The organism is Sphingomonas sp. PvP018, assembly GCF_017876865.1.
Lineage (GTDB): Bacteria > Pseudomonadota > Alphaproteobacteria > Sphingomonadales > Sphingomonadaceae > Sphingomonas > Sphingomonas aerolata.
The window spans coordinates 2,033,534-2,058,748 of the sequence record NZ_JAGIOU010000001.1 but is presented as its reverse complement, the minus strand read 5'-3'; the positions used below and the strand labels follow the sequence as shown (position 1 = coordinate 2,058,748).

24 protein-coding genes are annotated in these 25,215 nt (G+C 67.5%); 17 read left to right on the top strand and 7 right to left on the bottom strand.

All coding sequences use genetic code 11. The features are described 5' to 3' along the window. Nucleotides 1-25: 25 nt before the first annotated feature. Complete coding sequence (locus tag J3A66_RS08985) at nt 26-961, bottom strand: DUF808 domain-containing protein (RefSeq protein WP_209568364.1); 936 nt, start codon at nt 959-961, stop codon at nt 26-28. 149 nt (nt 962-1,110) lie between these two features. On the opposite strand from J3A66_RS08985, the gene J3A66_RS08980 reads away from it, so the two are divergent. From J3A66_RS08980 to J3A66_RS08970, 3 genes are all read left to right on the top strand, one after another. After that, nucleotides 1,111-2,121 carry an adenosine deaminase gene (locus tag J3A66_RS08980; RefSeq protein ID WP_209568363.1) on the top strand — a complete coding sequence of 337 codons (1,011 nt, stop codon included), beginning with the start codon at nt 1,111-1,113 and terminating at the stop codon, nt 2,119-2,121. After that, nucleotides 2,118-3,113, top strand: coding sequence for a bile acid:sodium symporter family protein (locus tag J3A66_RS08975; protein ID WP_348634021.1), 996 nt, complete (start codon nt 2,118-2,120; stop codon nt 3,111-3,113). Before J3A66_RS08980 ends, J3A66_RS08975 begins: the two co-directional genes overlap by 4 nt. 86 nt (nt 3,114-3,199) lie before the next feature. Beyond that, entirely contained in the window at nt 3,200-5,311 is a 2,112-nt protein-coding gene (locus J3A66_RS08970; RefSeq protein WP_245336743.1) for a histidine kinase dimerization/phosphoacceptor domain -containing protein, read from the top strand. A gap of 3 nt (nt 5,312-5,314) precedes the next feature. Here J3A66_RS08970 and J3A66_RS08965 read toward each other — a convergent pair whose 3' ends face one another. The 4 genes from J3A66_RS08965 to pyk all read right to left on the bottom strand — a co-directional run bounded on the left by J3A66_RS08965 (nt 5,315) and on the right by pyk (nt 9,646). Then, nucleotides 5,315-5,857 carry a biliverdin-producing heme oxygenase gene (locus J3A66_RS08965; protein ID WP_209568359.1) on the bottom strand — a complete coding sequence of 181 codons (543 nt, stop codon included), beginning with the start codon at nt 5,855-5,857 and terminating at the stop codon, nt 5,315-5,317. Continuing rightward, nucleotides 5,848-6,045 (bottom strand): YbdD/YjiX family protein, encoded by a 198-nt coding sequence (locus tag J3A66_RS08960; protein WP_209568357.1) that lies wholly within the window; start codon nt 6,043-6,045, stop codon nt 5,848-5,850. The genes J3A66_RS08965 and J3A66_RS08960 overlap by 10 nt, the downstream gene beginning before the upstream one ends. Further along, nucleotides 6,042-8,096 (bottom strand): carbon starvation CstA family protein, encoded by a 2,055-nt coding sequence (locus J3A66_RS08955; protein WP_209568356.1) that lies wholly within the window; start codon nt 8,094-8,096, stop codon nt 6,042-6,044. The genes J3A66_RS08960 and J3A66_RS08955 overlap by 4 nt, the downstream gene beginning before the upstream one ends. A gap of 86 nt (nt 8,097-8,182) precedes the next feature. Beyond that, a complete protein-coding gene (gene pyk / locus J3A66_RS08950; RefSeq protein ID WP_056408891.1) occupies nt 8,183-9,646 on the bottom strand; it encodes a pyruvate kinase in 1,464 nt (487 codons plus the stop codon). A gap of 80 nt (nt 9,647-9,726) precedes the next feature. Here pyk and J3A66_RS08945 point away from each other — a divergent pair, with 80 nt between their 5' ends. The 3 genes from J3A66_RS08945 (at nt 9,727) to J3A66_RS08935 (ending at nt 10,812) form a co-directional block, all read left to right on the top strand. Next, entirely contained in the window at nt 9,727-10,035 is a 309-nt protein-coding gene (locus J3A66_RS08945) for a DUF1244 domain-containing protein (protein WP_209568354.1), read from the top strand. 160 nt (nt 10,036-10,195) lie between these two features. Next, entirely contained in the window at nt 10,196-10,438 is a 243-nt protein-coding gene (locus J3A66_RS08940; protein WP_197975315.1) for a DUF2312 domain-containing protein, read from the top strand. Nucleotides 10,439-10,527: 89 nt separating this feature from the next. Further along, the gene (locus J3A66_RS08935) at nt 10,528-10,812 is read left to right on the top strand and encodes a DUF1294 domain-containing protein (RefSeq protein ID WP_209568352.1); all 285 of its coding nucleotides are present in this window, start codon (nt 10,528-10,530) and stop codon (nt 10,810-10,812) included. On the opposite strand, the gene J3A66_RS08930 is transcribed toward J3A66_RS08935, so the two are convergent. Beyond that, entirely contained in the window at nt 10,813-12,276 is a 1,464-nt protein-coding gene (locus J3A66_RS08930) for an ATP-binding protein (RefSeq protein ID WP_209568350.1), read from the bottom strand. 113 nt (nt 12,277-12,389) lie between these two features. On the opposite strand from J3A66_RS08930, the gene J3A66_RS08925 reads away from it, so the two are divergent. From J3A66_RS08925 to ruvA, 4 genes are all read left to right on the top strand, one after another. After that, the gene (locus tag J3A66_RS08925) at nt 12,390-12,932 is read left to right on the top strand and encodes a DUF1003 domain-containing protein (RefSeq protein ID WP_209568348.1); all 543 of its coding nucleotides are present in this window, start codon (nt 12,390-12,392) and stop codon (nt 12,930-12,932) included. 28 nt (nt 12,933-12,960) lie between these two features. Then, nucleotides 12,961-13,704, top strand: a complete 744-nt coding sequence (locus J3A66_RS08920) for a YebC/PmpR family DNA-binding transcriptional regulator (protein ID WP_031395214.1) — start codon at nt 12,961-12,963, stop codon at nt 13,702-13,704. Nucleotides 13,705-13,910: 206 nt separating this feature from the next. Then, nucleotides 13,911-14,417, top strand: a complete 507-nt coding sequence (gene ruvC, locus J3A66_RS08915; RefSeq protein ID WP_031395213.1) for a crossover junction endodeoxyribonuclease RuvC — start codon at nt 13,911-13,913, stop codon at nt 14,415-14,417. Beyond that, entirely contained in the window at nt 14,414-15,013 is a 600-nt protein-coding gene (ruvA, locus tag J3A66_RS08910) for a Holliday junction branch migration protein RuvA (RefSeq protein WP_031440320.1), read from the top strand. The genes ruvC and ruvA overlap by 4 nt, the downstream gene beginning before the upstream one ends. 2 nt (nt 15,014-15,015) lie before the next feature. On the opposite strand, the gene J3A66_RS08905 is transcribed toward ruvA, so the two are convergent. Beyond that, a complete protein-coding gene (locus tag J3A66_RS08905) occupies nt 15,016-15,438 on the bottom strand; it encodes a helix-turn-helix domain-containing protein (protein WP_192071496.1) in 423 nt (140 codons plus the stop codon). A gap of 117 nt (nt 15,439-15,555) precedes the next feature. Between J3A66_RS08905 and J3A66_RS08900 the strand changes: the two genes are divergently transcribed. The 7 genes from J3A66_RS08900 to ftsH all read left to right on the top strand — a co-directional run bounded on the left by J3A66_RS08900 (nt 15,556) and on the right by ftsH (nt 25,180). After that, nucleotides 15,556-16,617, top strand: a complete 1,062-nt coding sequence (locus tag J3A66_RS08900) for an SDR family oxidoreductase (RefSeq protein WP_209568346.1) — start codon at nt 15,556-15,558, stop codon at nt 16,615-16,617. Nucleotides 16,618-16,693: 76 nt separating this feature from the next. Next, complete coding sequence (gene ruvB, locus J3A66_RS08895) at nt 16,694-17,719, top strand: Holliday junction branch migration DNA helicase RuvB (RefSeq protein ID WP_031440317.1); 1,026 nt, start codon at nt 16,694-16,696, stop codon at nt 17,717-17,719. A gap of 94 nt (nt 17,720-17,813) precedes the next feature. Beyond that, nucleotides 17,814-20,087 (top strand): phosphoenolpyruvate--protein phosphotransferase, encoded by a 2,274-nt coding sequence (ptsP, locus tag J3A66_RS08890; RefSeq protein WP_209568345.1) that lies wholly within the window; start codon nt 17,814-17,816, stop codon nt 20,085-20,087. 102 nt (nt 20,088-20,189) lie between these two features. Next, nucleotides 20,190-21,059, top strand: coding sequence for a helix-turn-helix domain-containing protein (locus tag J3A66_RS08885; RefSeq protein ID WP_209568343.1), 870 nt, complete (start codon nt 20,190-20,192; stop codon nt 21,057-21,059). 68 nt (nt 21,060-21,127) lie between these two features. Continuing rightward, entirely contained in the window at nt 21,128-22,045 is a 918-nt protein-coding gene (locus tag J3A66_RS08880; RefSeq protein WP_209568341.1) for a YbgF trimerization domain-containing protein, read from the top strand. A 31-nt stretch (nt 22,046-22,076) separates the two neighbouring features. Further along, on the top strand, nt 22,077-23,096 hold the full coding sequence (gene tilS, locus J3A66_RS08875; protein ID WP_209568339.1) for a tRNA lysidine(34) synthetase TilS: 1,020 nt from the start codon (nt 22,077-22,079) through the stop codon (nt 23,094-23,096). A gap of 104 nt (nt 23,097-23,200) precedes the next feature. After that, nucleotides 23,201-25,180, top strand: coding sequence for an ATP-dependent zinc metalloprotease FtsH (gene ftsH, locus J3A66_RS08870; protein WP_031396187.1), 1,980 nt, complete (start codon nt 23,201-23,203; stop codon nt 25,178-25,180). The last annotated feature ends 35 nt before the right edge of the window (nt 25,181-25,215 follow it).

Sequence of the window (25,215 nt, the reverse complement as noted above, 5' to 3'; positions counted from 1 at the left end):
CGTCAGGATGACGGGTGGGGGTGGCTCAGTGCGCCTTGAGCTTCTTCACCGCGTGGAGGCCAAGTGCGATCGCGCCGCCGAGGATCAGGCCGACCACGCCCGACAATGCGGCGTTGACCACCCAGTTCACTACGCCCTTGGCGACCGGCACCGCGGCGGCGGCGCCCGCGGCGGCATCGTGGATGAAGTGCGGGATCGTCGTCAGCCCGAAATCCTCGATCCCGTGGACGATGATCTGCCCGCCGACCCAGACCATCGCCGCGGTGCCGACCACTGACAGCACCGACATGACGACCGGCATGCCCTTGACCAGGCCGCGTCCGAACGCCTGGACCGCGGGGCTTTTCCGCTCGGTCAGATGCAGGCCGATATCGTCCATCTTCACGATCAGCGCGACGACGCCGTAGACGAGGATCGTGATCGCGACGCCGACCAGCGCAAGCACGATCGCCTGTTCCCAGATCGGTTCGGCGGCGACGTCCGACAGCGCGATGACCATGATCTCCGCCGACAGGATGAAGTCGGTGCGGATCGCGCCAGAGACCTTCTGGTCCTCGAGCGTCTTCGGATCGATCGGGGCGGTGGCTTCGGCTTCGGCATGGCCGCCGCCGAGCGCTTCGAGGATCTTTTCCGCACCCTCGAAGCAGAGATAGGTCCCGCCGATCATCAGCAACGGGGTCAGCGCCCAGGGTGCGAACGCACTGAGCGCGAGGGCGGCGGGCAGGATGAAGAGCAGCTTGTTGCGGAACGAACCGAGCGCGATCTTGCCGATCATCGGCAATTCGCGCTTGGGCGAGAACCCGACCATGTAGCGCGGCGTGACCGCGGCATCGTCGACCACCACGCCGATCGCCTTGCTGCCCGCCTTGCCGGTCGCAGCACCGATATCGTCGAGGCTGGCCGCGGCCAGCTTGGTGATCCCGGCAATGTCGTCGAGCAGTGCGACCAGTCCTGTGGGCATCGATGGGTCCTTCGCGTGATCGGTAAGAGGCGGCAATAGCCGGTCCGCGGTAACGTGACAGCGATGTCATGCAACGGGTTTCGACCTTGCGCAAAGTGCGTGACGCGCGGAATGGTTGCGCGGTGACGCACATCACGACGGGATCGAGCATGACAGACGACTTCATCACCAACCTGCCCAAGGCCGAACTGCATCTGCATATCGAGGGCAGCCTCGAGCCCGAGCTGATGTTCGCGCTCGCCGAGCGCAACAAGGTCGCGATCCCGTTCAAAAGCGTCGAGGACGTGCGCGCGGCCTACAGCTTCACCAACCTCCAGACCTTTCTCGACATCTATTATGCGGGCGCGGCCGTGCTGCAGACCGAGGAGGATTTCCACGATCTGGCGCTGGCCTATTTCAACCGGGTCGCCCAGGACGGCGTGGTGCATGCCGAGATCTTCTTCGATCCGCAGACGCACACGCATCGCGGTATCCCGTTCGACGTCGTCGCCAACGGCCTGTTCGCGGGCATCGATGCGGCGCGGGCGAAGCACGGGATGAGCATCGGCCTGATCATGAGCTATCTGCGGCATCTCGACGAGGAGGATGCGTTCAGGACGTTCGAACAGGCCGAGCCCTGGCTCGACCAGATGATCGGCGTCGGGCTCGATTCGTCCGAGATGGGGCATCCGCCGTCGAAGTTCGCGCGCGTGTTCGAAGCATCGGCGGAAGCCGGGCTGCTGCTGTGCGCGCATGCCGGCGAGGAGGGCCCGCCCGCCTATATCCACGAAGCGCTCGACATTCTGCGCGTCGACCGGATCGATCACGGCAATCGTGCGCTCGAGGATCCGGTGCTGGTCGCGCGGCTCGCGCGCGAGGCGATGACGCTGACCGTGTGCCCGCTGTCGAACGTCGCGCTGCGCAACGTCGACCGGATCGAGGACCATCCGATCGACAGGATGCTCGATCTCGGCCTGCGTGCGACGATCCATTCGGACGACCCGGCCTATTTCGGCGGCTATATCGGCGAGAACTACTGCCAGACCGCGCGCGCGCGCAATTTGTCGCGCGGGCAGATCGTGACGCTGGCACGCAACAGCTTCCTCGGCAGCTTCCTCGATGACGAGGCGATCGCCGGGCATCTGGCGACCCTCGAGGCCTATGTGACCGCGCATCCGTGATCCGGCGCTTTCTATCGATCTTCGAGCCGTTCATCCTGATGCTGCTCGGCACCGTCGTGCTGGCGAGCCTGGTGCCGGCGCGGGGACAGGCGGCGACGATCGTCGGCTATGTCGCCGACGTCGCGATCTTCCTGCTGTTCTTCCTTCACGGCGCGAAATTGTCGCGTGCGGCGATCTGGGACGGGCTGCGCAACTGGCCGCTTCACCTCGCCGTGCTGGGGGTGACGTTCGTCGCCTTTCCCGCGCTCGGGCTCGGGCTGACCGCGCTGCCCTTCGTCGACGAGCGGATGGCGACGGGCGTGCTGTTCCTGACGCTGCTGCCCTCGACGGTGCAATCGTCGATCGCCTTTACCGCGATCGCGCGCGGCAATGTCGCGGCCGCGGTCTGCAGCGCATCCTTTTCCAACCTGCTCGGCATACTGATCACCCCCGCGCTGGTCGCGCTGCTGATGCGGAACGCAGGCAATGCCGGCGGGATGTCGATCGAAAGCGTCGAGACGATCATCGTCCAGCTGCTCGTGCCGTTCGTGGCGGGGCATGTGCTGCGGCCCTGGATCGGCGCATGGGTGACGCGGCGCAAGGCGATGCTGACGATCGTCGATCGCGGGTCAATCCTGCTCGTCGTCTATGGCGCGTTCGGCGCGGCGGTGGTCGAGGGCCTGTGGAGCCGGGTGTCGCTCGGCGACCTGCTCCTGATCGGGCTGCTCTCCTGTGCCCTGCTGGCCATCGTGCTGGCGCTGACGCTGACCATCGCGCGGCTGATGCGATTGCCGCGCGAGGATGCGATCGTATTGCTGTTCTGTGGGTCGAAGAAGAGCCTGGCGTCGGGGGTGCCGATGGCCGGCGTGCTGTTCCCTGCGGCGCAGGTCGGTGTGATCCTGTTGCCGCTGATGCTGTTCCACCAGATCCAGCTGATCGCCTGTGCGGTGATCGCGCGCCGCTATGCAGACCGGGCTGATGCGCGCGTGGAGGCGATGGCACCGGTGGCGTAACTGCCTTGGCTTATTTGCTTTTCCACGCGCGAAACGACATGGTCGCGGCTTGACGGAAAGGCCCAGCATCTGTGACTGATACCGCGTTGGACCTTACGGCCTGCGATCGGGAGCCCATACACATTCCCGGCGCGATCCAGCCGCACGGGCTGTTGCTCGTCGCCGATGCGGAAAGCCTGCGCGTCGTTGCGGGCGCGGGCGATATCGAGACGCGGCTGACCCCCGACTGGCTAGGCACGGACCTAGCGATGCTGATCGGGCAGGACGTCGCCGCGCTGCTGGCGGAGCGGTCGGGGCGCGGCAGCATGATCGGCGCCGCCGTCGGCACGCTGGTCGCGGGTACCAGCGAGCAGTTCCACATGGTCCTGCATGCGACCGAGGAACACGTCCTCGTCGAGCTCGAGCCCGCCACGACGGCGCCGTCGAGCGCCGCGACCGTGCTCGGCTGGCTCGATTCGATGGCGACCGCGTTCGAGCGGTCGGGCAGTCTCCAGGCGCTGTGCGAGCGGGCGGCGGTCGCGTTCCGGACGCTGACCGGGTTCGACCGCGTCATGGTCTATCGCTTTCTTGACGACGAGTCGGGACGCGTGATGGCGGAGGATCGTGATCCCGCGCTGCACAGCTTCCTCAACCATCATTTTCCTGCGACCGACATCCCGAAACAGGCGCGCGCGCTGTATGTCCGTAACCGGACGCGCGCGATCCCGCATGCGATCTATACACCCGCGATCCTGCGCCCTGCCGGGTTCGAGGCGCTCGACCTGAGCGACGTCGCGCTGCGCAGCGTGTCGCCGATCCATCTGCGCTACATGACCAATATGGGCGTCGCGGCGTCCGCGTCGATCTCGATCGTCAAGGACGGGCTGTTGTGGGGGATGATCGCCTGCCACAGCATGACGCCGCGGACGCTGGCGCCCGATATCCGCGCGACCGCGAGCACGCTGGCGAGCAGCCTCGCCCGACAGATCCGCGCGAAGGAGGAGGCCGAGGGATACCGCGAGCGCCTGCGGCTGCGGTCGGTGGAAGACGTCGTCGTGCTCAAGATGGCCACCGAGGGCAGCGCACAGCGGACCGCGGCGGCGGTCGGCGACGACCTGCGCCGGATGCTGGCGAGCGACGGCTTCGCGCTCGTCCAGCACGGCGCGGTGCAGCGCGACGGCCAGTGTCCGGACGACAGAGACGTACTGGACCTGGTCGAGTGGATCCGCAGCCGCGGGACAGGCGACATCGTTGCGACGCATGCGCTGTCGACGCTCTACCCACCTGCGGAACGCTATCGGTCGAAGGCAAGCGGGCTGCTTGCGATGCCGCTGATCGACGAGGGCGCGGTGCTGTTGTGGTTCCGCGCCGAGCGGATCACCGAGATCGAATGGGCAGGCAATCCGCATAAGGCGACGTCGGGCGATCCCGCTGAACAGCTGACGCCGCGCACGTCGTTCGCGTCATGGACCGAAGAGGTGCGCGGCGAATCGCGGCGCTGGTCGCTCGAGGAGATCGAGGCCGGCTATCGCCTGCGTCGGATGTTCCACGACAGCTATGCGAGCAACCGGATGCGCGCGCTCAACCGCGAATTGCAGCGGACGCTGGCCGAAAAGGACGTGCTGATCGAGCAGAAGGACGTCCTGATGAAGGAGGTCAATCACCGTGTGCAGAACAGCCTGCAGATGGTCTCCGCGTTTCTCGCACTGCAGGCCAAGGCGGCGGGCGACGCCAACGTCACCGCGCATCTTGCCGAGGCGCAGGCACGGCTGTCTGCGGTCGCGCTGGTGCATCGGCGCCTGTACCGCGACGACCAGGTCCAGTCGGTCGACCTCGCGCGCTATCTTGAGGAACTGGCGGGCGACATGAAGGGGACGCTGGGGCAGGAATGGGGCGCGCAGATGCGGCTCGACCTGGCACCGGTGCTGATGCCGACCGACCGTGCGGTCAATGTCGGGCTGATCCTGACCGAGCTCGTCATCAATGCCAGCAAATATGCTTATGGCGGACAGCCCGGGCCGATCCTGATCGCGCTCGAGCAATATCGCAACCAGATCCGGCTGATCGTCGCGGACAAGGGCGTTGGTCAGACCGGCACGCGCGTCGGGTTCGGCAGCCGGATGATGAACGCGGTGGTCGGACGACTGTCGGGATCGATCGCGCAGCAGGACAACATGCCCGGGCTGCGTGTGATCATGACCGCCCCGATCGAGGATTGAGGCTCAGCGCGCGGCGGCAGCGCGGCGATACAGGTCGAAGGTCGCGCGCGCGCCGGTGATCGCCTCGTCGATCCACGTGTCTGTTCCAGCGAGTGTCGCGGCGCGGTCGAGTGCACCGAGCAGCTCGCGCCATTCGCCCGACAGATGCCGCGCGCCGAGATAGGCGGTCGGCAGCCCGTCGGGCACGGTACGCGCGAGCATGATGCCGCCGAGCCGCGATCCCTCCACGACATAGAGCGCGCCCCAAGCCGCCGCGTCGCCCGCGGGCAGCGTGAAGGGCAGGGGTGGAGGCATCGTCTCGCCCAGCGCCGCGAGGTCGGCGGCGAGGAGGGGCGTGCGGGGGCGGAAGTGCGGCAGGCCCGGGACGGCTGCCAGCGCGTCCTCCGCTGCGGGAAGTGCGCGCGCGTGCGCATGGAGGAAGGCGCGGTAGCTGTCGGGCGCGGCGAGGTCGAAGTCGCCATAGGCGGCGTCGACGCGGTCGTGATCGCCGCCGGTCGCGCTGCGCAGCGCGGCGACGATCGAGCGTGGCGGGTCGTTCAGCAGCATCGGCCACCGCCCTTGCCGCCGTAGCGCGCCTGTTCGCGGTCGCGGAAGAACGCCGCGGGATCCATCGCCGCATGGCCGGGGTGACGCTCGGCCATGTGCCGCAGATAGGCGGCGTAGGAGGGCTGGCCGACCATCATCAGCGCGGTCTCCCGCGCGCGTGCCAGCAGGTGGCGGATGCGCGGCGTCATTCGGCCGGGACCAGCATGGGCGGAACCTCGGTCACGGTCGGGCGATCGACCTTCAGCGCCGCGCGGCAGCTGCGGATGCCGAAGGCGAGGATCGACACGACGACGCCAAGGAACAGCGCGATCAGCGCCGCATCGATCCGGTCGTTGAAGATGATCCGCTGCATCTCCGCCATCGTCTTGGCCGGCGCGAGGATCTCGCCGCGCGCCGCAGCGTCCGCGAACTTGGACGCATGCGCGAGGAAGCCGACCTTCGGATCGCTCGAGAACAGCTTCAGCAGCCCCGCGGTGATCGTGCACAGGCACAGCCACGCGGCGGGCAGGATCGTCACCCAGGCATAACGCTGGCGCTTCATCCGGAACAGCACGACCGTCGCCAGGATCAGCGCTACCGCGGCGAGCATCTGGTTCGAGATGCCGAACAGCGGCCACAAGGTGTTCACCCCGCCGAGTGGATCGGTGACGCCCTGATAGAGGAAGAAACCCCAGGCTGTGACGCACAGCGCGGTCGCGACGATGCCCGGGCCGATCGCCGAGGCATTGCGGAACGACGGTACCGCGAGCCCGATCAGGTCCTGCAGCATGAAGCGCCCGGCGCGCGTGCCGGCATCGACCGCGGTCAGGATGAACAGCGCCTCGAACAGGATCGCGAAGTGGTACCAGAACGCCTTCATCGCCTGACCACCGATCAGGTTGCTGAAGATCTCTGCCATCGCGACCGCCAGCGTCGGGGCGCCGCCGGTGCGGCTGATGATCGTCGTCTCACCGACATCGCGGGCGGCCTGCGCCAGCGCCTCGGGCGTGATCGCGAAGCCCATGTTGGTGACCGCGGCGGCCGCCGACGCCGCGTCGGTGCCGAGCACCGCGGCGGGGCTGTTCATCGCGAAGTAGATGCCGGGATCGAGGATCGTTGCGCCGACCAGCGCCATGATCGCGACGAAGCTTTCCATCAGCATCGCGCCATAGCCGATGAAGGGTGCATCGGCCTCGCTGGCGATCAGCTTGGGCGTGGTACCGCTGGCGATGAGCGCGTGGAAGCCAGAGACTGCACCACAGGCGATCGTGATGAACAGAAACGGGAACAGCCCGCCCGACCAGACCGGACCGCTGCCGTCGATGAACTTGGTGAGCGCGGGCATACGCAGCGGCGGTGCGACGACCGCGATGCCGATCGCCAGCGCGACGATCGCGCCAATCTTGAGGAAGGTCGACAGGTAATCGCGCGGCGCGAGCAGCAGCCAGACGGGCAGCACCGACGCGACCGCGCCATAGCCGACCATCAGGATGCACAGCTGGACCGGGGTCAGCGTGAAGACCGGGCCCCAGAAGGCGGATTCGGCGACCTGGCCGCCATAGACGATCGCGAGCAGCAGCCCGATGACGCCGAGGATCGAGACCTCGCCGATGCGCCCCGGACGGATCCAGCGCGTGTAGATCCCCATCGCGAAGGCAAGCGGGATCGTCGCCGCGACGGTGAACAGTCCCCAGGGGCTGCCCGCGAGCGCGCGCACGACGATCAGCGCGAGCACCGCGAGGATGATGACCATGATCGCGAAGGCACCGATCAGCGCGATCGTGCCCGCCACTGCGCCCATTTCCATGCGGATCAGCTCGCCGAGCGAGCGGCCGTCGCGGCGCATCGAGATGAACAGGATCATGAAGTCCTGCACCGCGCCCGCCAGCACGACGCCGGCGAGGATCCAGAGCGTGCCGGGGAGATAGCCCATCTGCGCGGCGAGCACCGGCCCGACCAGAGGTCCGGCGCCGGCGATCGCGGCGAAATGGTGACCGAACAGGACGTTGCGGTCGGTCGCGACATAATCGAGCCCGTCCGCGCGGCGGATGGCCGGGGTCGGGCGCGTCGCATCGAGCTGCATGACGTTGCGCGCGATATAACGGGCGTAGAAGCGATAGGCGATCAGGTTGACCGAGACCGACGCGGCGACGATCCACAGCGCATTGACATGCTCGCCGCGCTGGAACGCGACCACCGCGAGCGCGCACGCCCCGAGCAGGCTCATCGCACCCCAGCCGATCTTTTCGCGTAACGTCATGCGGTTGCTCCCCCGTCCGGTCCTTCTACCAGCCATCGCGGATTTGGCCGAGGAGCGCTAGGGGGGAGCGCTAGAGGGGAGCCGCCTCAGACCTGCGAGTGGTGGCCCTTCAGTTCGTCGCCGACGATCCGCACGACATGCAGCACGTTGGTCGAGCCCGGCGTCCGGAACGGCACGCCCGCGAGCACGATCACGCGGTCGCCCGCCTTCGCCATGCCGTGGCGCAGCGCCATGCGCTTCGACTTGGCGACCATGTCCTCGAACGACTCGACGTCGCGGGTGTGGACCGCATGCGTGCCCCACAACAGGCCGAGACGGCGCGCGGTGTCCTGGCTCGGCGTCAGCACCAGCAGCGGCACCGAAGGCCGCTCGCGCGCGATCCGCCGTGCGGTCGAGCCCGAGGTGGTGAAGCAGATGATCGCGACCGCGGATACCGTCGCGGCGATGTTCTTCGCCGCCTCGGCCAGCGCGTCGGCGGTCGTCGGATCGGGCTTCATCACGGTGAAGTGCATGCGGTCGCCATGCTCCGGATCGGCCTCGACCGACACGCCGATCGCGTCCATCATCGCGACCGATTCGACCGGCCATGCGCCCGCGGCGCTTTCCGCCGAGAGCATGATCGCATCGGCACCGTCATAGACCGCGGTCGCGACGTCCGAGACCTCGGCGCGCGTCGGCGAGGGTGAGGTGATCATCGATTCGAGCATCTGAGTCGCGACCACCACCGGGCGGCCCATGCGGCGCGACACCTCGACGATGCGCTTCTGCAGCGGCGGCACCGCCTGCGGGGGCATTTCAACGCCGAGATCGCCGCGCGCGACCATCACGCCGTCGCACGCCTCGACGATCTCCTCGAGCCGCTCGATCGCGGCTGGCTTCTCGATCTTTGCGAGCAGCGCGGCCTTGCCGCCGATCAGCTTGCGCGCTTCCCACAGATCCTCGGGGCGCTGGACGAACGACAGCGCGATCCAGTCCACGCCCTGGTCGACCGCGAAGTCGAGATCGCTGCGATCCTTCTCGGTCAGCGCGGCCATCGGCAGCACGACGTCGGGGACGTTCAGCCCCTTGTTGTTCGACAGCGCACCGCCGACCTCGACGCGCGTCGTGATTTCGCGCGGGCTGTGCGAGACGACGCGCAGCACCAGCTTGCCGTCGTCGAGCAGCAGACGCGCGCCCGGCTCGATCGCGGCGAAGATCTCGTCATGCGGCAGCTCGACGCGGGTCGCATCGCCCGGCGTCGTGTCGCGGTCGAGCACGAAGGTCGAGCCGGTTTCGAGCACCGTGCGGCCGCCGTCGAACTTGCCGACGCGCAGCTTGGGACCCTGAAGATCGGCGAGGATCGTCGAGGGACGACGATATTGCTTCTCCAGCGCGCGAATCGCCTGGATCACCGCGATCTTTGACTGCTGGTCGCCGTGGCTCATGTTGATGCGGAACGCGTCGGCGCCGGTGCGGAACAGCGTCGCGATCATCTCGGGCGTGCTGCTGGCAGGGCCTAGCGTCGCGAGGATGCGGACTTTGCGCGAGCGGGGTGCGATGGCCATGGTCATGCGTTGCGTTTCCTGGGGGAGGTCTTTGCCGCCACGGGCCTTAAACCCTATCTCGGTGGGATCAACTACGGAGCATACGAATGAACCACGATAGCGACACGCTGGACACACTCGACGATGCCGTAGCGGCGCAGGCCTTTCGCCGGCTGATCCGCCACCTGCGCCACCGCGACGATGCGCAGAATATCGACCTGATGGGTCTGGCGGGATTTTGCCGCAACTGCCTGTCCGACTGGGTCGAGGAGGCCGGTGGTCTCGACAAGGATGCGGCGCGCGAGGTGGTGTACGGCATGCCCTATTCGCAGTGGAAGGCGCAGCACCAGGGCGACGCCACGCCCGAGCAGCTTGAGCGGATGAAGGCCAGCGTCGCCAAGAATGCGGTCGTCTGACCCGGGGTCGCTTGAGCCGCGAACGGTTACCGCCTAGACGCGGCGCCGCACTTGCAGCGGCGCGATTCATCGGCGGTCCTTGGGACCCCGGTCGCCGCATGCGGGTCTGTGTTTCGAGCGAATGGGGACGAGTATCATGACGGACGAACGCCAACACGGCATGGGCGGCGGCGCGGTCGCAGCGGACGAACTGCGCCTGCTGATCGAGCGCGCCGAGCGTCTCGAAGAAGAGAAGAAGGGTATCGCGGACGACATCAAGGACGTGATGGCCGAGGCCAAGGGCCGTGGCTACGACCCCAAGGCGATCCGCAAGATCCTGTCGATCCGCAAGAAGAAGAAGGAAGAATATCAGGAGGAGGAGGCGATCCTCGAGGTGTACCTCCAGGCTCTGGGGATGATCTGACCATCGGTCTCTGCGCGGTGTCTCCCTCGCGATGCGTCATCGACGCCGGGGTGGACGCCGCGTCAACGTCGACGCGGTACCAGTGAGCCATGCTCGTATCGATCGCTGCGGCGTCATTTCTGTTTCTGGTGATCAACGCGGTCACGGTCGCTGCGTTCGCGTTGGATAAGCGCCGATCGCGCGGCGGCGCATGGCGTATCCCCGAATCCCGTTTGCTCTGGTTCGCAGCGCTCGGTGGCAGCCCCGGCGCCTTCTGGGCGCGCCGTCGTTTTCGCCACAAGACCCGCAAGCAGCCGTTCGTCGGCCGGCTGCAGATGATCGCCATGGTGCAGATCGGCGTGGTCGCCGGACTGGTCTTCGCTTTCGCGTTCTAATTAAGCCGCCTCTGCCGGCAGCGTCGTCCAGCCGAGTCCCGGAATCGTGATCGAGCGTTTGCCCGCCAGGTCTGTGCGGCAGACGATCAGGTTGCGGCTTTCGATATAGCCGATCAGGCGCTTCACGCGGCCGAGCGAGCTGGTGCCATAGGTCGCGGCGATGCGCGCATCGGAGGGGCAGGGTTCGCCCTCACGCGCGGCGCGCGCGACCAGCAGGAACGCGCCGAGCATGTCGTCGGGCAGGCCGCTGGCGACATCGAGCGCGGCGGTCCACGCCTCGTCGGTCATGTCGAAGATGCCGGCGCGTGCGCAACTCAGCCGGCGGACGAAGCCCGGCAGGTCGAGCGGCGGCTTGGCGAGGCCGCCCATCCGGCATCGCACCTGGAAATCCTGGAACAGCACCGAGGGCGGGCGCAGCGTCGATTCGGGATCCTCAACAATCGCGCGGAACACGTCGACATAGACCGCCTCGACCTCGTCATCGGTCTTCTCGGGCGGCGGGGGCGCGGCGGTGCGCGGCTCGGGCGGGCGGGCGATGCCGTCGAGCAGTTCCTCGGCCGGCACGCGTCGCGGGCGCGAATCGAAGAGCAGGCCGAGTTCGGGCGCGTCGACCACCGGCTCGGACAGCAGGTCCTGCAGGTCCATCGGCGCGGCGCTGGGGAGCGGGGTCAGCTTGGGGCTGCCGCTGCGTGCCGAGGTCGCGACGTCGCCGATCTTCACGGTGATGGGGCGGCGCGAGACCGCGGGGCCGAGCGCCATGAACGTCCCGCGCTGGAGGTCGCGGATCGCCTCCGCCTGACGCCGCTCCATGCCGAGCAGATCGGCGGCGCGCGCCATGTCGATGTCGAGGAAGGTCCGGCCCATCAGGAAGTTCGACGCCTCCGCCGCGACGTTCTTCGCGAGCTTCGCCAGACGCTGAGTCGCGATCACGCCGGCGAGACCACGCTTGCGGCCGCGGCACATCAGGTTGGTCATCGCCGCGAGCGAGGCACGGCGGACCTCTTCGGACACTTCGCCGCCGGTGACGGGCGCGAACATCTGTGCCTCGTCGACGACCACCAGCACCGGATACCAATGCTCGCGCGGCGCATCGAACAGCGCGGAGAGGAACGATGCGGCACAGCGCATCTGCCCTTCGACCTCGAGTCCCTCGAGGCTGAGCACAGCGGACGTCCGGTGTTCGCGCAGGCGGGTGGCGATGCGCGCGATCTCGCGTTCGCTATAGTCGCCCGCCTCGATCACGACATGGCCATGCGGGCCCGCGAGCGTCACGAAATCGCCCTCGGGATCAATCACGATCTGCTGGACATGCCCCGCCGACCGTTCGAGCAGGCGGCGCAGCAGATGCGATTTTCCCGATCCCGAATTGCCCTGCACCAGCAGGCGCGTGGCGAGAAGTTCCTCCAGGTCGACGCCGACGGCCGTACCATTGCCGTCGGTGCCCATATTCACGCTAACCGTCATGCCGCGCGTTTGGCAGGTGCGGGCGCATCGGGGCAAGGAGTCTTTCGCGGGTCTCGTCGCAAGCGCGGTTTTGCGCGCTGGCTTAATCTGCAATCGCGGTTACGCCGTTCGCCATGGCTACATCCTCTCCGCTCGACGATCTCTCGCACCGCCTGCTCGGCAAGCCCCCCGGCGAGCTCAACGACGAGCAACGCCGCGTGCTCGCGGGGATCGAGGCGGGGACTACGGTCAGTCGCGACGCCGCCGACCTGGCCGACGAACGCGCGACGTTCGGCGAGCGGCTCTCGGACCGGGTTGCGGCGGTCGGCGGGTCGTGGGGGTTCATCATCGCGTTCACTGCGGTGCTGCTCGGCTGGATGATCCTCAATTCGGACATCCTCACCCATTTCAACGCGGCGTTCGATCCCTATCCCTACATCTTCCTCAACCTGCTGCTGTCGACGGTCGCGGCGATCCAGGCGCCGATCATCATGATGAGCCAGAATCGGCAATCGGCGAAGGACCGGCTCGCCGCGAGCCTCGATTACGAGACCAATCTGCGCGCCGAGCTCGACATTTTGCGCGTGCATCACAAGATCGACCATCTGGTGCTCGCGCGGCTCGACGCGATCGACGCGAAAATCGATGCTCTGGCGAAATCGGGTGCCGGAGCCTAAGAGCGGCGCATTAGCTATAGAGGCACAGATGGCAGGCCATTCCAAATATAAGAACATCATGCATCGCAAGGGTGCGCAGGACAAGAAGCGCTCGTCGGCGTTCAGCAAGCTCAGCCGGGAAATCACGGTTGCGGCCAAGATGGGCCTGCCCGATGTCGACATGAACCCGCGCCTGCGCGCGGCGGTGAATGCGGCCAAGGCGGCGTCGCTGCCCAAGGAGAACATCCAGCGCTCGATCGACAAGGCGAGCCGCGGCGATGCCGAGAATTACGAAGAGATCCGCTATGAGGGCTTCGGCCCGGGCGGCGTGTCGCTGATCATCGAGGCGTTGACCGACAACCGCAACCGTACCGCGACCAACGTGCGCGTTGCGGTCGGCAAGAATGGCGGTAACCTAGGTGCCGGCGGGTCAGTGAGCCATGCGTTCGACCGCGTCGGGCTGATTTCCTATCCGGCAAGCGCGGGCGATGCCGACACGGTGTTCGAGGCCGCGCTCGAGGCTGGCGCCGAGGACGTCACGTCAAGTGAGGACGGGCACGAGGTCTGGACCGCACAGGGCGACCTGCATGAAGTCGCCAAGGCGCTCGAGGCGAAGCTCGGCGAGGCCGAGGGTGCGAAGCTCGCCTGGCGGCCGCAGACGATGGTCGCGGTCGATGCCGACGATGCGGCGACGTTGTTCAAGCTGATCGACGCGCTCGACGATGACGACGACGTGCAGACGGTGTGGGGCAATTACGAGATCTCGGACGAGATCATGGAGACGCTGGGTTGATTCGTTGGGGTTGAGATGAAGAAGGTGTTTTCACGCGGAGACGCGGAGGCGCGGAGAGTTGCCCTGCGCGGGTTCGTCTTCCGCGTCAGCGGCCTATCGCCGATCGGCCAGCCCGACGGCGTGAAGGTCACGCTGACGCGCGACGGCCGCAAAATGCGCACCCCCTCCGCGTCTCCGCGTCTCCGCGTGAACCCACTTTCTTACCTATGATTATTCTAGGACTCGACCCCGGCCTCGGCACCACGGGCTGGGGCGTTATCCGTGCGGACGGTAACCGGCTGAGCCATATCGCCAATGGCCAGATCCGGACCGATCCCTCGATGGCGCTGCCGCGGCGGCTGACGGCGCTCTACTCCGCATTGCTTGACGTGATCCGCGCCGAGCGGCCGGATGGCGCCGCGGTCGAGGAGGTGCTCGGCAACACCAATGCGCAGTCGACGCTGAAGCTGGGGCAGGCGCGCGGGGTGGTGCTGCTCGCGGCGGCGGGGGCGGGGCTGCATATCGGCGAATATCACCCCTCGACCGTCAAGAAGGGTGTCGTCGGCACCGGCGGCGCAGACAAGAAACAGATTCAGGCGATGATGGCGGTGTTGCTGCCCGGCGCGAAACTCGCCGGCCCCGACGCCGCCGATGCGCTGGCGGTGGCGATCACGCACGCGCATCATGTCGCGAGCGCGGCGGCGCTGTCGCGACGCACGGGAGTAGGCGCATGATCGTCCATCTGAAGGGCCGGCTCGATTCGACCGGGATCGATCATGCGGTGATCGACGTCGGCGGGGTCGGCTATCTGGTTGGCGCGTCGGCGCGTACGCTGTCGGCCCTCGGGCCGATCGGCGAGGCCTGCACCGTCTTCACCGAACTGCTGGTCGGCGAGGATTTCCAGCGGCTCGTCGGATTTTCGAGCGCGGACGAGCGCGACTGGTTCCGGTTGCTGACCGCGGTGCAAGGCGTCGGCGCGCGGGTTGCGCTCGCGATCCTGTCCGCGCTTGAACCCGTCGACCTGTCGCGCGCGATCGCCAGCGGCGACAAGGCGATGGTCGCGCGCGCGAACGGCGTCGGGCCGAAGCTCGCCCAGCGCATCGTCATGGAATTGAAGGACAAGGTCGGCGGGATCGCGCTCGGCCTCGGGCCCGCGGTGGTCAATGCGGCGCCGGGCGCGTCGGCGGATGCCGTGTCGGCGATGCTCAACCTGGGGTTCCGCCCTGCCGAGGCGAGCGTCGCGGTGGCGGCGGCGGACGAGGAACTGGGGCCTGGCGCGACGCTCGACGCGCTCGTCCGGCTGGCGCTGCGCAAGGCGTCGAAGCCCTAGTCTCAGTCGGTCTTCGGCCGTTTCGCGGACCGGCGGGGCGCGGGGCCGGGGCCGAACGCGTCGAGCGCATCGGCATTGGTGCGGCCCCAGTCGTAGAGCAGGTTGACCGGCTCGACGAACCGCCTGCCGAGCGGCGTCAGACTATATTCGACCGCGGGCGGCATCGTCGCGAGCACATCGCGCAGGATCAGCCCGCTGCCTTCCATGTCGCGCAGCGTCTGCGTCAGCATCTTCTTCGAAATGCCGGGCAGGCTGCGGTGGAGGACGCCGGTGCGCGCGCCGCCCTCGTGCCGCGCGTCGAGCGTGTGGAGCACCATGCTGGTCCATTTGGTCGCGAACAGGTCGAGCACCCGGCGCGGTGCGCAGTCCTCACGCCAGTCGTCGGTCACGGGGGCAGGATCGTGATCGGGGGGCGTGGTTGTCATACTGGGTCCCTGAACGTCACTGGGTCCCGAAAGGTGCCCGGGGCCCCGAATGGTGCCGTCTAGAACGTGTCGCGGGCGATGCCTAGCTACTGCGTTCAAGTGAAACGGAGAATGACGATGGCCCGGACGGCATTGGTGGTTGGCACGAGCGGTATTGTCGGCAGCGCGACGGCGGCGCTGCTAATCGAACAGGGATGGACGGTCCATGGCCTCGCGCGGCGTCCGTCCGACCAGCCCGGCGTACACCCGGTCGCCGCCGACCTGACCGACGCGGCAGGCACCGCCGCCGCGCTGAAGGATCTGGCACCCGACGCGGTGTTCGTCTCGACCTGGTCGCGCCAGGCGACGGAGGCGGAGAATATCCGAGTCAACGGCGCGATGGTCCGCAATCTGCTCGATGGCCTGCGTCCTGCAAAGTCGGTGCGGCATGTCGCGCTGGTGACGGGCCTGAAGCATTATCTCGGGCCATTCGAGGCGTATGGTAAGGGCGTGCTGCCGCAGACGCCGTTCCGCGAGGAGCAGGGCCGGCTCGAGGTCGAGAATTTCTATTATGCGCAGGAGGACGAGGTGTTCGCGGCGGCCGACCGCGACGGCTTCAACTGGAGCGTGCACCGTCCGCATACGGTGATCGGCAAGGCGGTCGGCAATGCGATGAACATGGGGACGACGCTGGCGGCCTATGCGACGCTGTGCCGCGAGACCGGGCGGCCGTTCCGCTTTCCGGGATCGGCGGCGCAGTGGAACGGGCTGACCGACATGACCGACGCGCGCCAGCTCGCAGCACAGCTCGTCTGGGCGACGACGACGCCCGAGGCGGCGAACCAGGACTTCAACATCGTCAATGGCGACGTGTTCCGCTGGAGCTGGATGTGGTCGCGGATCGCCGAATGGTTCGGGATCGAGGCGGCGCCGTTCGACGGGACGGTCGTGCCGCTCGAAGAGCAGATGGCCGATGACGCGGTCGTGTGGCAGCGGATCGCCGAGCGCGAGGGGCTGGTTGAGGCCGATCTCACGCGCCTCGCCTCGCCGTGGCACACCGATGCCGATCTCGGCCGGCCGATCGAGGTCGTCACCGACATGGGCAAGAGCCGGCGGATGGGCTTTACGCGCTATCAGCCGACCGATGATGCGTTTTTCGACCTGTTCGCGCAGCTGCGCGCGGACCGGCTGATCCCGTGAATTCGGTAGGCCGGTCGGGCGAGACGCGCGCGACGGGGTGACAGGGGCGGGCGTGAACGGGTAGGGAACGGGCTTGATGACCGATGCCGAACGCCTGCTCACGCCAGCCCGCCGCCCCGAGGACGTGGATGCGGCGCTGCGCCCCAAGAATCTCGACGAATTCGTCGGGCAGAAGGCCGCGCGCGAGAATCTGCGCATCTTCATCCAGGCGGCCAAGGCACGCGGCGATGCGCTCGACCATGTGCTGTTCTTCGGGCCGCCGGGGCTCGGCAAGACCACGCTCGCGCAGATCGTCGCGCGCGAGATGGGGGTGGGGTTCCGCGCCACCTCGGGGCCGGTGATCGCGAAGTCAGGCGACCTTGCCGCGCTGCTGACCAATCTCGAGGATGGTGATGTGCTGTTCATCGACGAGATCCACCGGTTGCAGCCCGCGGTCGAGGAGGTGCTCTATCCGGCGATGGAGGACCGTGCGCTCGACCTGATGATCGGCGAGGGGCCCTCGGCACGCAGCGTGCGGATCGACCTGCCGCGCTTTACTTTGGTCGGCGCGACGACGCGGCAGGGGCTGCTGACGACGCCGCTGCGCGATCGCTTCGGCATCCCGGTGCGGTTGCAATTCTATACCGTCGACGAGCTCGAGCGGGTGGTGACGCGTGCGGCCGGACTGCTCGGTCTCGCGATTTCGAAGGACGGGGCGATGGAGGTGGCGCGGCGCGCACGCGGCACGCCGCGGATCGCCGGGCGGCTGCTCCGCCGGGTTCGCGACTTTGCCGACGTCGCGGGCGCCGAGATCGTCGATGCGCGCACCGCGGACGCCGCGCTCAACCGGCTCGAGGTCGATGCGCTGGGGCTCGACGCGATGGACCGGCGCTATCTGATGATGATCGCCGACATCTATCGCGGCGGTCCGGTCGGGGTCGAGACGCTGGCAGCGGGCCTCAGCGAACCGCGCGACACCATCGAAGAGGTGATCGAGCCCTATCTGATTCAGCTCGGCCTCGTCGCGCGGACCGCGCGCGGGCGGTGCATGAATGCGGGCGGCTGGAAGCATCTGGGCCTCAATCCGCCGGTCGGGAGCCAGGACGGGTTGTTCGACGTTTGAGGCAGGGCACGCAGCAATGACGATAGACCGGGCTTGCGCAGAAGAATACTTTTGTTGCGTGGCACCCAAGCGCTTGATCTGGTAGCTCCTCCCCATGCCCGTTTCGGCCGCCGCCTCCGCCCGCGAGATCCTCACCAGCCTTCACGACGTGATGGCCGCGCGCACGACCGCGCAAGCCAAGCTCAATTCGGTCGTCGGTATCATCGCCGCGGCGATCGATAGCGAGGTCTGTTCGATCTACCTCCTGCGCGAAGGCGTGCTCGAGCTGTTCGCGACGCGCGGCCTTGCGCAGGAGGCGGTGCACGTCACCAAGCTGGCGCTGGGCGAGGGGCTGGTCGGCACGATCGCGCAGCAGGTCGAGGTGCTCAATCTCGACGAGGCGGCGAGCCATCCCGATTTCGCCTACAAGCCCGAGACCGGCGAGGAGCGCTATCACAGCTTTGCCGGCGTGCCGATCATCCGGCGCGAACGCGCGGTCGGCGTTCTTGCGGTGCAGCATGCCGAAACGCGTAAATATCAGGACGTCGAGATCGAGGCGCTGCAGACCGTCGCGATGGTGCTGAGCGAGCTGATCGCCAATGCCGGGCTGATCGACACTGCGGGCGGCGGATCGGATCGCCCGCAATCGACCGCGGCGATGCGGATCCCGGGACAGAAGCTGGTCGACGGGATGGGCGCGGGCTTTGCCGTGTTCCACCAGCCGCGCATCCATATCGAGCATACCGTCGCCGAGGATACCGATGCCGAGCGGCACCGGGTCTATGCCGCGTTCGACAAGATGCGCGAAGGCATCGAGCGGATGACGCGCGAGGCCGAGTTCGGCGTCGGCGGCGAGCATGAGGAGGTTCTTGAGACCTACAAGATGTTCGCCTATGACGAGGGCTGGGCGCGGCGGATCAACGAGGCGATCGATTCCGGCCTGACTGCGGAGGCGGCGATCGAGCGCGTCCAGCAGCGCACCCGCCAGCGGATGCGGCAGATCGACGATCCGCTGCTCGCCGACCGGATGCACGATCTGGAGGATCTGGCGAACCGCCTGCTGCGGATCGTGTCGGGCCAGATGGGGACCGCTGCACAGATGGGGCTCAGGCAGGACACGATCCTGATCGCGCGCAATCTGGGGCCGGCCGAATTGCTCGAATATGACAAGCGGCGGTTGAAGGGCGTAATCCTCGAGGAGGGATCGCTCACCGCGCACGTGACGATCGTCGCGCGGGCGATGGGCGTGCCGGTGCTCGGCCGTGTCCGCGACGTCCGGCGGCTGATCGCCGAGGGCGACCTGCTGCTGCTCGACAGCGCCGACGCCAATGTCTTCGCGCGGCCCTCCGCGGCGATGGAGGAGGCGTTCGAGGCGCGGCTTGCGCTGCGGCAGAAGCGCAGGGCGGCGTTCGCGGCGCTGCGCGACGTGCCGCCGATCACGAAGGATGGCCACCGGCTGACGCTGATGGTCAATGCCGGATTGCGCGACGATGCGGCCGCGCTCGACATCACCGGCGCGGACGGGATCGGCCTGTTCAGGACCGAATTCCAGTTTCTCGTATCCGCGACGCTGCCGCAGCGCGAGCGCCAGCAGCGGCTGTACCGCGAGGTGCTGGAGGTGGCGGGCGATCGGCCGGTAATCTTCCGTACCGTCGATATCGGCGGCGACAAGGCGCTGCCCTATCTCAACAAGGCCGCCGCGGATGAGGAAAATCCGGCCATGGGCTGGCGCGCGTTGCGGCTGGGGCTCGAACGCGACGGGCTGATGAAGGTGCAGGCGCGCGCGCTATTGGAGGCGGCCGCCGGTCGGACGCTCAACGTCATGTTCCCGATGGTCAGCGAGCCCTGGGAGTTCGACGAGGCCAAGGCGCTGTTCGAGGCGCAGCGGAGCTGGCTGGCGGGGCGCGGGCGCAAGCTGCCGACGACGATCCGCTACGGCGCGATGCTCGAGGTGCCGGCACTTGCCGAGATGCTCGACATCCTGCTGCCCAAGATCCAGTTCCTCTCGGTCGGCACCAACGACCTGACGCAGTTCCTGTTTGCCGCCGACCGCGCCAATCCCAAGCTCGCCGAGCGCTATGACTGGCTGAGCCCGTCGATCCTGCGGTTCCTCGCCCGGCTCGTCGAGCCCGCGCGTGCCGCCGGTGTCGATCTTGGCGTGTGCGGGGAGATGGGCGGGCGGCCGCTCGAGGCGATGGCGCTTGCCGGGATCGGGATTGACCGGCTGTCGATCACGCCGGCCGCGGTCGGGCCGATCAAGGCGATGGCGCGCTCGCTCGATCTGGCGGCGATCACCGCGAAGATGTCGTCATTGCTCGCCGACCCGCCGCGCGACATGCGCGCCGTGCTGACCGACTGGGCAACGGAAAACGGTGTCGAGCTGGCCTGACGCGCGGGTTTCGCTAGGGCCTTCGCGTTGACATGGGTTATTGGCTCTGGAACATGACCCGCCTTGATGGGCGCGCGCTACAGCCCATAATCGGAGACAAGAATGGACGACGTCGCAACCGGGCAGATCCCTCCGCCCGCCTCGCCCGAACGGGCCGGCGATATCCTGCGTGCAACGCGCGAGGCACAGGGGCTGACGATCGCCGATGTCGGGGGCCGGACGCGCGTGCCGCTGCGGCATCTCGAGGCGATCGAGGCGTCTGATTACGCGACCTTGCCGTCGTCGACCTATGCGGTCGGGTTCGCCAAGGCCTATGCGCGCGCGGTTGGCGCGGACGAGGTGCGGGTGGCCAATCTCGTGCGCGCCGAGCTTGGCAAGATCGTGCGCCGCACGCCCGAATACGAACCCTATGAAATGTCCGATCCGTCGCGCGTACCCTCGCGCGGCGTGGCGGTGATCGCGCTCGGCATCGCGCTGGCCGTGCTGATCCTGGTCGGCATCTGGTACGGCACCGACCTGTTCCGTGGCGGCGCGACCACGTCCGGGTCTGCGGCGGGATCGGTGGCGACGGTCGCCGAAGTGCCCAGCCCGACGCCGGCCTCCCCCGCAGCGGCGCCCGCGGCGCCGGCGCTGGAGACCGGGCAGGTGACGCTTGCCGCGACCGACGAGGTGTGGATGCGTGTCTATGATACCGACAACAAGACGCTGTATCTGGGGACGATGAAGGCCGGCGACCGGTTCGACGTGCCGCGCGACGCGAAGGATCCGATGATCAATGTCGGTCGCCCGGACAAGCTGACGGTCACGCTCAACGGCTCGAACGTGCCGCCGCTGGGAACCGGCGAACGCGCGATCAAGGACGTCCGCGTCGGCGCCCCGGCGATTGCCGCACGGCTCAACGGCGCGCCTGCCGTGAGCGGTGGCGATGCCGCTGCCGAGGGGGCGCCGGGCAATGCATCGGGAACGCCTTAAGGCTGGCGACAGGAATGATGTTGCAGCTATATCGCTCGTCTTATCCAGTGCCCCGGGGGGTATAGCCCATGCATAAGTCCATCATCGTCGGCATCCTGCTTGCCGGTGCATCGCTGCCCGTCGCGGCATCCGCGCAGTCGAACGTCGAAGGTCGTGTCGGCAAGCTCGAAAGCGAGATGCGCGCGGTTCAGCGCAAGGTGTTCCCGGGCGGGGCAGGGCAGCTGTTGCAGCCCGAAGTGACGGGTCCGCAGACGACCGCAGGCCCCGGTCCCGGCACGCCCGCCACCAGCGCGGTCGCCGATCTGGCGCAGCGCGTGACCTCGCTCGAACAGCAGATCGCGTCGATGACTGGACAGGTCGAGCAGACCGAGTACAAGATCCGTCAGCTGCAGGAGCAGTTCGACGCCTATCGGCGCGCGACCGATGACCGGATGAAGCTGATCGAGGCCGCCCGGACGAACGTTGCGCCCGGTGCAGCCGGATCGGCCGTCGAGGGCACGGGGGGGCCGGACGAGGACGCCGGGCCTCCCGCGCGACCATCGGGGGCCACCGCCGCCGCGCGGCCAGCAAACGCGGTCGAGAAGCCGTCGACCGGCAATCCGGCCGAGGACGAGTATCTCTACGGCTATCGGCTGTGGGCGGCGAAGAACTATTCTGAAGCGCAGACGCAGCTGAAGAAGGTGGTCGCGACCTATCCGAAGGACCGGCGCGCGAGCTATGCACAGAATCTGCTTGGCCGCGCCTATCTCGACGAGGGCAAACCGAGCCTCGCGTCGATGGCCTTCTACGACAATTACAAGAAGATGCCCGATGGTGAACGGGCGTCCGAAAGCCTCTATTATCTCGGCCAGTCGCTGACCAAGCTGAACAAGTCCGCCGATGCGTGCAAGGTGTATGACGAGCTCAACGACGTCTATGGCGCCAAGCTCTCACGCGACATGACTGCCAAAGTCGCTGCCGGACGCGCCGCCGCCAAATGCAAGTAAGCGTGCATCGCGGCGTGTGGTGGCCGGCAGGATGAGCGATCCTGTCCTCACCGAGGAGGCCCAGCGTTTTGCAGCGGAGGTTGCAAGGCTTGGCGCGGGGCTGACATCGCCCGTGCTCGCGGTGTCGGGCGGACCCGACAGCATGGCGATGCTGACGCTCGCGCAGGAATCGCTCGGGACCGGTTTCACCGTGGCCAGCGTCGATCATCGTCTGCGCCCCGAAGCCGCGGGCGAATCGGCGATGGTGGCGGCGCATTGCGCGACGTTCGGCATCCGCCACGCGACGCTGGCACCGACCGAGCCGATCACCGGGGCGAGCATTCAGGCGCAGGCGCGCACCGTCCGCTATGCGCTGCTCGCCGATCATGCGCGCGCGATCGGTGCGGGATGCGTGCTCACCGCGCACCACGCCGACGACCAGGCCGAGACGTTCCTGATGCGCGCCGCACGCGGATCGGGGCTGGCGGGGCTGGCGGGCGTGCGCGCCCGGACCGAGGTCGCGGGCATCCCCGTCATCCGGCCACTGCTCGACTGGCGTCGGGCGGAGCTTCGCGCGATCGTCCGCCGCGCCGAGGTGCCGTTCGTCGACGACCCGTCGAACCATGATGATCGGCATGACCGCACACGGTTTCGCCGGCTGCTCGGCGCGAACGAATGGCTCGGCACCCCCAATCTGGCGCGCGCTGCGGCGGCGCTGGCGGAGGCGGATGCCGATGTTCGCGCGGCGGTCGAATGGCTCTGGGCCGACCGTGCGAAAGTCGCTGCGGGCGAGGTGCGGCTGACGGTCGGCGACGTGCCGCGCGAGCTGTTGCGTCGCATGGTCCGGCGCGCGATCGGCGTGGTGCGCGATGCGGTCACGGACGCCGCCCGCAACGGTGCCGAGCAGGACGCGGCCGCCACGATCGAGGGCGACTGGAGCGCGGCGGTCAATATCGAACGGCTGCTCGATGCGTTGATCGCGGGCAAGCGCGCGACTCAGGCGGGAGTGATCGCATCGCCCCGCGCGGGCGTCTGGCGCTTCCGCCCCGCGCCGCCGCGTCGCTCGGTGTAGATTCGTCCCGCGCGGACACATTGATTGCTGCCAAGTCGCGGCTTGTTCCATTGCCATTAACCTGCGCGCGCTTATCTTGTAGGTTCGAAAGGTATCCGGCACCCATGAACGACAATGACAATCGAGGGGACAACCGCGGCAACAAGCCACAGGGCCCCGAAAATGGCAGCCCGTGGATGAAGAGCCTGCTCATATGGGTCGGCATTCTCGTCGCGCTGGCGCTGTTCGTGACCATGTTCGACGGCCGCACCGCGACCTCGAGCGGCAACACGATCGCCTATTCGGCGTTCCTCGACAAGGTCGACGAGGGCACCGTCAAGGACGTGAACATCTCGCGCGACATCATCTCGGGTACGTTGTCGAGCGGCGAGAAGTTCAAGGCCTATCCGATCCAGGACGCGACGCTGGTTCCCAAGCTGCGCGAAAAGGGCGTGGCGATCAGCGCGAAGCCTGAGGAAGGACCATCGATGCTGGCGCTGCTCCTCTATCAGTCGCTGCCGTTCCTGCTGTTCCTCGGCATCGCGTTCTTCGTCCTGAAGCAGATGCAGAAGAATTCCGGGTCTGGCGCGATGGGCTTCGGCAAGAGCCGCGCGAAGATGCTGACGCAGAAGGAAGGCAAGGTCACCTTTGCCGACGTTGCGGGCATCGACGAGGCGCGTGAGGAACTGGAGGAGATCGTCGAGTTCCTGAAGGACCCGACCAAGTTCGCCCGTCTCGGCGGCAAGATTCCGAAGGGCGCTCTGCTGGTCGGCTCGCCGGGTACCGGCAAGACGCTGCTCGCCCGTGCGATCGCTGGCGAGGCTGGTGTGCCGTTCTTCACGATCTCGGGTTCTGATTTCGTCGAGATGTTCGTCGGCGTCGGCGCGAGCCGCGTGCGCGACATGTTCGAGCAGGCCAAGAAGTCCGCGCCGTGCATCGTCTTCATCGACGAGATCGATGCGGTCGGTCGTCATCGCGGCGCCGGTCTCGGCAACGGCAATGACGAGCGCGAGCAGACGCTGAACCAGCTGCTGGTCGAGATGGACGGCTTCGAGGCCAACGAAGGCATCATCATCATCGCCGCGACCAACCGTCCCGACGTGCTCGACCCTGCGCTGCTGCGTCCGGGCCGCTTCGATCGCCAGGTCGTCGTGCCCCGCCCGGATATCGAGGGCCGGATCAAGATTCTTGAAGTGCATATGAAGAAGGTGCCGCTGGCGCCCGACGTCGACGCCCGTGTCATCGCTCGCGGTACGCCAGGCTTCTCGGGCGCGGATCTCGCCAACCTCGTCAACGAAGCGGCGCTGCACGCGGCGCGCAAGGGCAAGCGCCTGGTGGCGATGGCCGAGTTCGAAGAGGCCAAGGACAAGGTCATGATGGGCGCCGAGCGTCGCTCCATGGTCATGACCGACGACGAGAAGCGGATGACCGCGTATCACGAGGCCGGCCATGCCGTCGTCGCGATGCACGAGGCTGCCTCGGATCCGATCCACAAGGCGACGATCATTCCGCGCGGTCGTGCGCTGGGCATGGTCATGCGTCTGCCCGAGCGTGACAGCTACAGCTATCACCGCGACAAGATGTACGCGAACCTCGCGGTGTCGATGGGCGGCCGCGTCGCCGAGGAAGTCATCTTCGGCTACGACAAGGTCTCATCGGGCGCGAGCGGCGACATCCAGTACGCCACGGGTCTGGCGCGCGACATGGTCACGCGTTGGGGCATGTCGGACAAGGTCGGGCCGCTAGAATATGGCGAGCCCGAGGGTGAATCGTTCCTCGGTTATTCGTCGAGCCGTCCGTCGCGCATGTCGAACCAGACCGCGCAGCTGATCGACGACGAGATCAAGCGGATCGTCGAAGGCGGTCTCGATCGTGCCAAGCAGGTGCTGAGCGATCATGTCGACCAGCTCCACACGGTCGCAGGCGCGCTGCTCGAATATGAGACGCTGACGGGTGACGAGATCAAGCAGCTGATCGCTGGCGAAGATCTCGACCGGCCGGATCCGGGTGCGAAGGCGAGCCTCGTACCAAAGGCGGGGACGTCGATCCCCAAGACCCGGCGACCCAATGGGCCGTTCGGAACGCCGACCCCGCTGGGTGCCTGATCCGGTTCAGCGGCTAGTCAGCTAAATGCCTCCAT

What these genes read in the sequence shown, in the direction of transcription:
- ruvC (WP_031395213.1), top strand. Translation starts at nt 13,911, where the DNA reads ATGATTATTCTAGGACTCGACCCCGGCCTCGGCACCACGGGCTGGGGC.
- J3A66_RS08980 (WP_209568363.1), top strand. Translation starts at nt 1,111, where the DNA reads ATGACAGACGACTTCATCACCAACCTGCCCAAGGCCGAACTGCATCTG.
- tilS (WP_209568339.1), top strand. Translation starts at nt 22,077, where the DNA reads ATGAGCGATCCTGTCCTCACCGAGGAGGCCCAGCGTTTTGCAGCGGAG.
- ftsH (WP_031396187.1), top strand. Translation starts at nt 23,201, where the DNA reads ATGAACGACAATGACAATCGAGGGGACAACCGCGGCAACAAGCCACAG.
- J3A66_RS08955 (WP_209568356.1), bottom strand. Translation starts at nt 8,096, where the DNA reads ATGACGTTACGCGAAAAGATCGGCTGGGGTGCGATGAGCCTGCTCGGG.
- pyk (WP_056408891.1), bottom strand. Translation starts at nt 9,646, where the DNA reads ATGACCATGGCCATCGCACCCCGCTCGCGCAAAGTCCGCATCCTCGCG.
- ruvA (WP_031440320.1), top strand. Translation starts at nt 14,414, where the DNA reads ATGATCGTCCATCTGAAGGGCCGGCTCGATTCGACCGGGATCGATCAT.
- J3A66_RS08905 (WP_192071496.1), bottom strand. Translation starts at nt 15,438, where the DNA reads ATGACAACCACGCCCCCCGATCACGATCCTGCCCCCGTGACCGACGAC.
- J3A66_RS08930 (WP_209568350.1), bottom strand. Translation starts at nt 12,276, where the DNA reads ATGACGGTTAGCGTGAATATGGGCACCGACGGCAATGGTACGGCCGTC.
- J3A66_RS08920 (WP_031395214.1), top strand. Translation starts at nt 12,961, where the DNA reads ATGGCAGGCCATTCCAAATATAAGAACATCATGCATCGCAAGGGTGCG.
- J3A66_RS08880 (WP_209568341.1), top strand. Translation starts at nt 21,128, where the DNA reads ATGCATAAGTCCATCATCGTCGGCATCCTGCTTGCCGGTGCATCGCTG.
- J3A66_RS08985 (WP_209568364.1), bottom strand. Translation starts at nt 961, where the DNA reads ATGCCCACAGGACTGGTCGCACTGCTCGACGACATTGCCGGGATCACC.
- ptsP (WP_209568345.1), top strand. Translation starts at nt 17,814, where the DNA reads ATGCCCGTTTCGGCCGCCGCCTCCGCCCGCGAGATCCTCACCAGCCTT.
- J3A66_RS08885 (WP_209568343.1), top strand. Translation starts at nt 20,190, where the DNA reads ATGGACGACGTCGCAACCGGGCAGATCCCTCCGCCCGCCTCGCCCGAA.
- J3A66_RS08900 (WP_209568346.1), top strand. Translation starts at nt 15,556, where the DNA reads ATGGCCCGGACGGCATTGGTGGTTGGCACGAGCGGTATTGTCGGCAGC.
- J3A66_RS08960 (WP_209568357.1), bottom strand. Translation starts at nt 6,045, where the DNA reads ATGACGCCGCGCATCCGCCACCTGCTGGCACGCGCGCGGGAGACCGCG.
- J3A66_RS08965 (WP_209568359.1), bottom strand. Translation starts at nt 5,857, where the DNA reads ATGCTGCTGAACGACCCGCCACGCTCGATCGTCGCCGCGCTGCGCAGC.
- J3A66_RS08940 (WP_197975315.1), top strand. Translation starts at nt 10,196, where the DNA reads ATGGGCGGCGGCGCGGTCGCAGCGGACGAACTGCGCCTGCTGATCGAG.
- J3A66_RS08925 (WP_209568348.1), top strand. Translation starts at nt 12,390, where the DNA reads ATGGCTACATCCTCTCCGCTCGACGATCTCTCGCACCGCCTGCTCGGC.
- J3A66_RS08935 (WP_209568352.1), top strand. Translation starts at nt 10,528, where the DNA reads ATGCTCGTATCGATCGCTGCGGCGTCATTTCTGTTTCTGGTGATCAAC.
- ruvB (WP_031440317.1), top strand. Translation starts at nt 16,694, where the DNA reads ATGACCGATGCCGAACGCCTGCTCACGCCAGCCCGCCGCCCCGAGGAC.
- J3A66_RS08945 (WP_209568354.1), top strand. Translation starts at nt 9,727, where the DNA reads ATGAACCACGATAGCGACACGCTGGACACACTCGACGATGCCGTAGCG.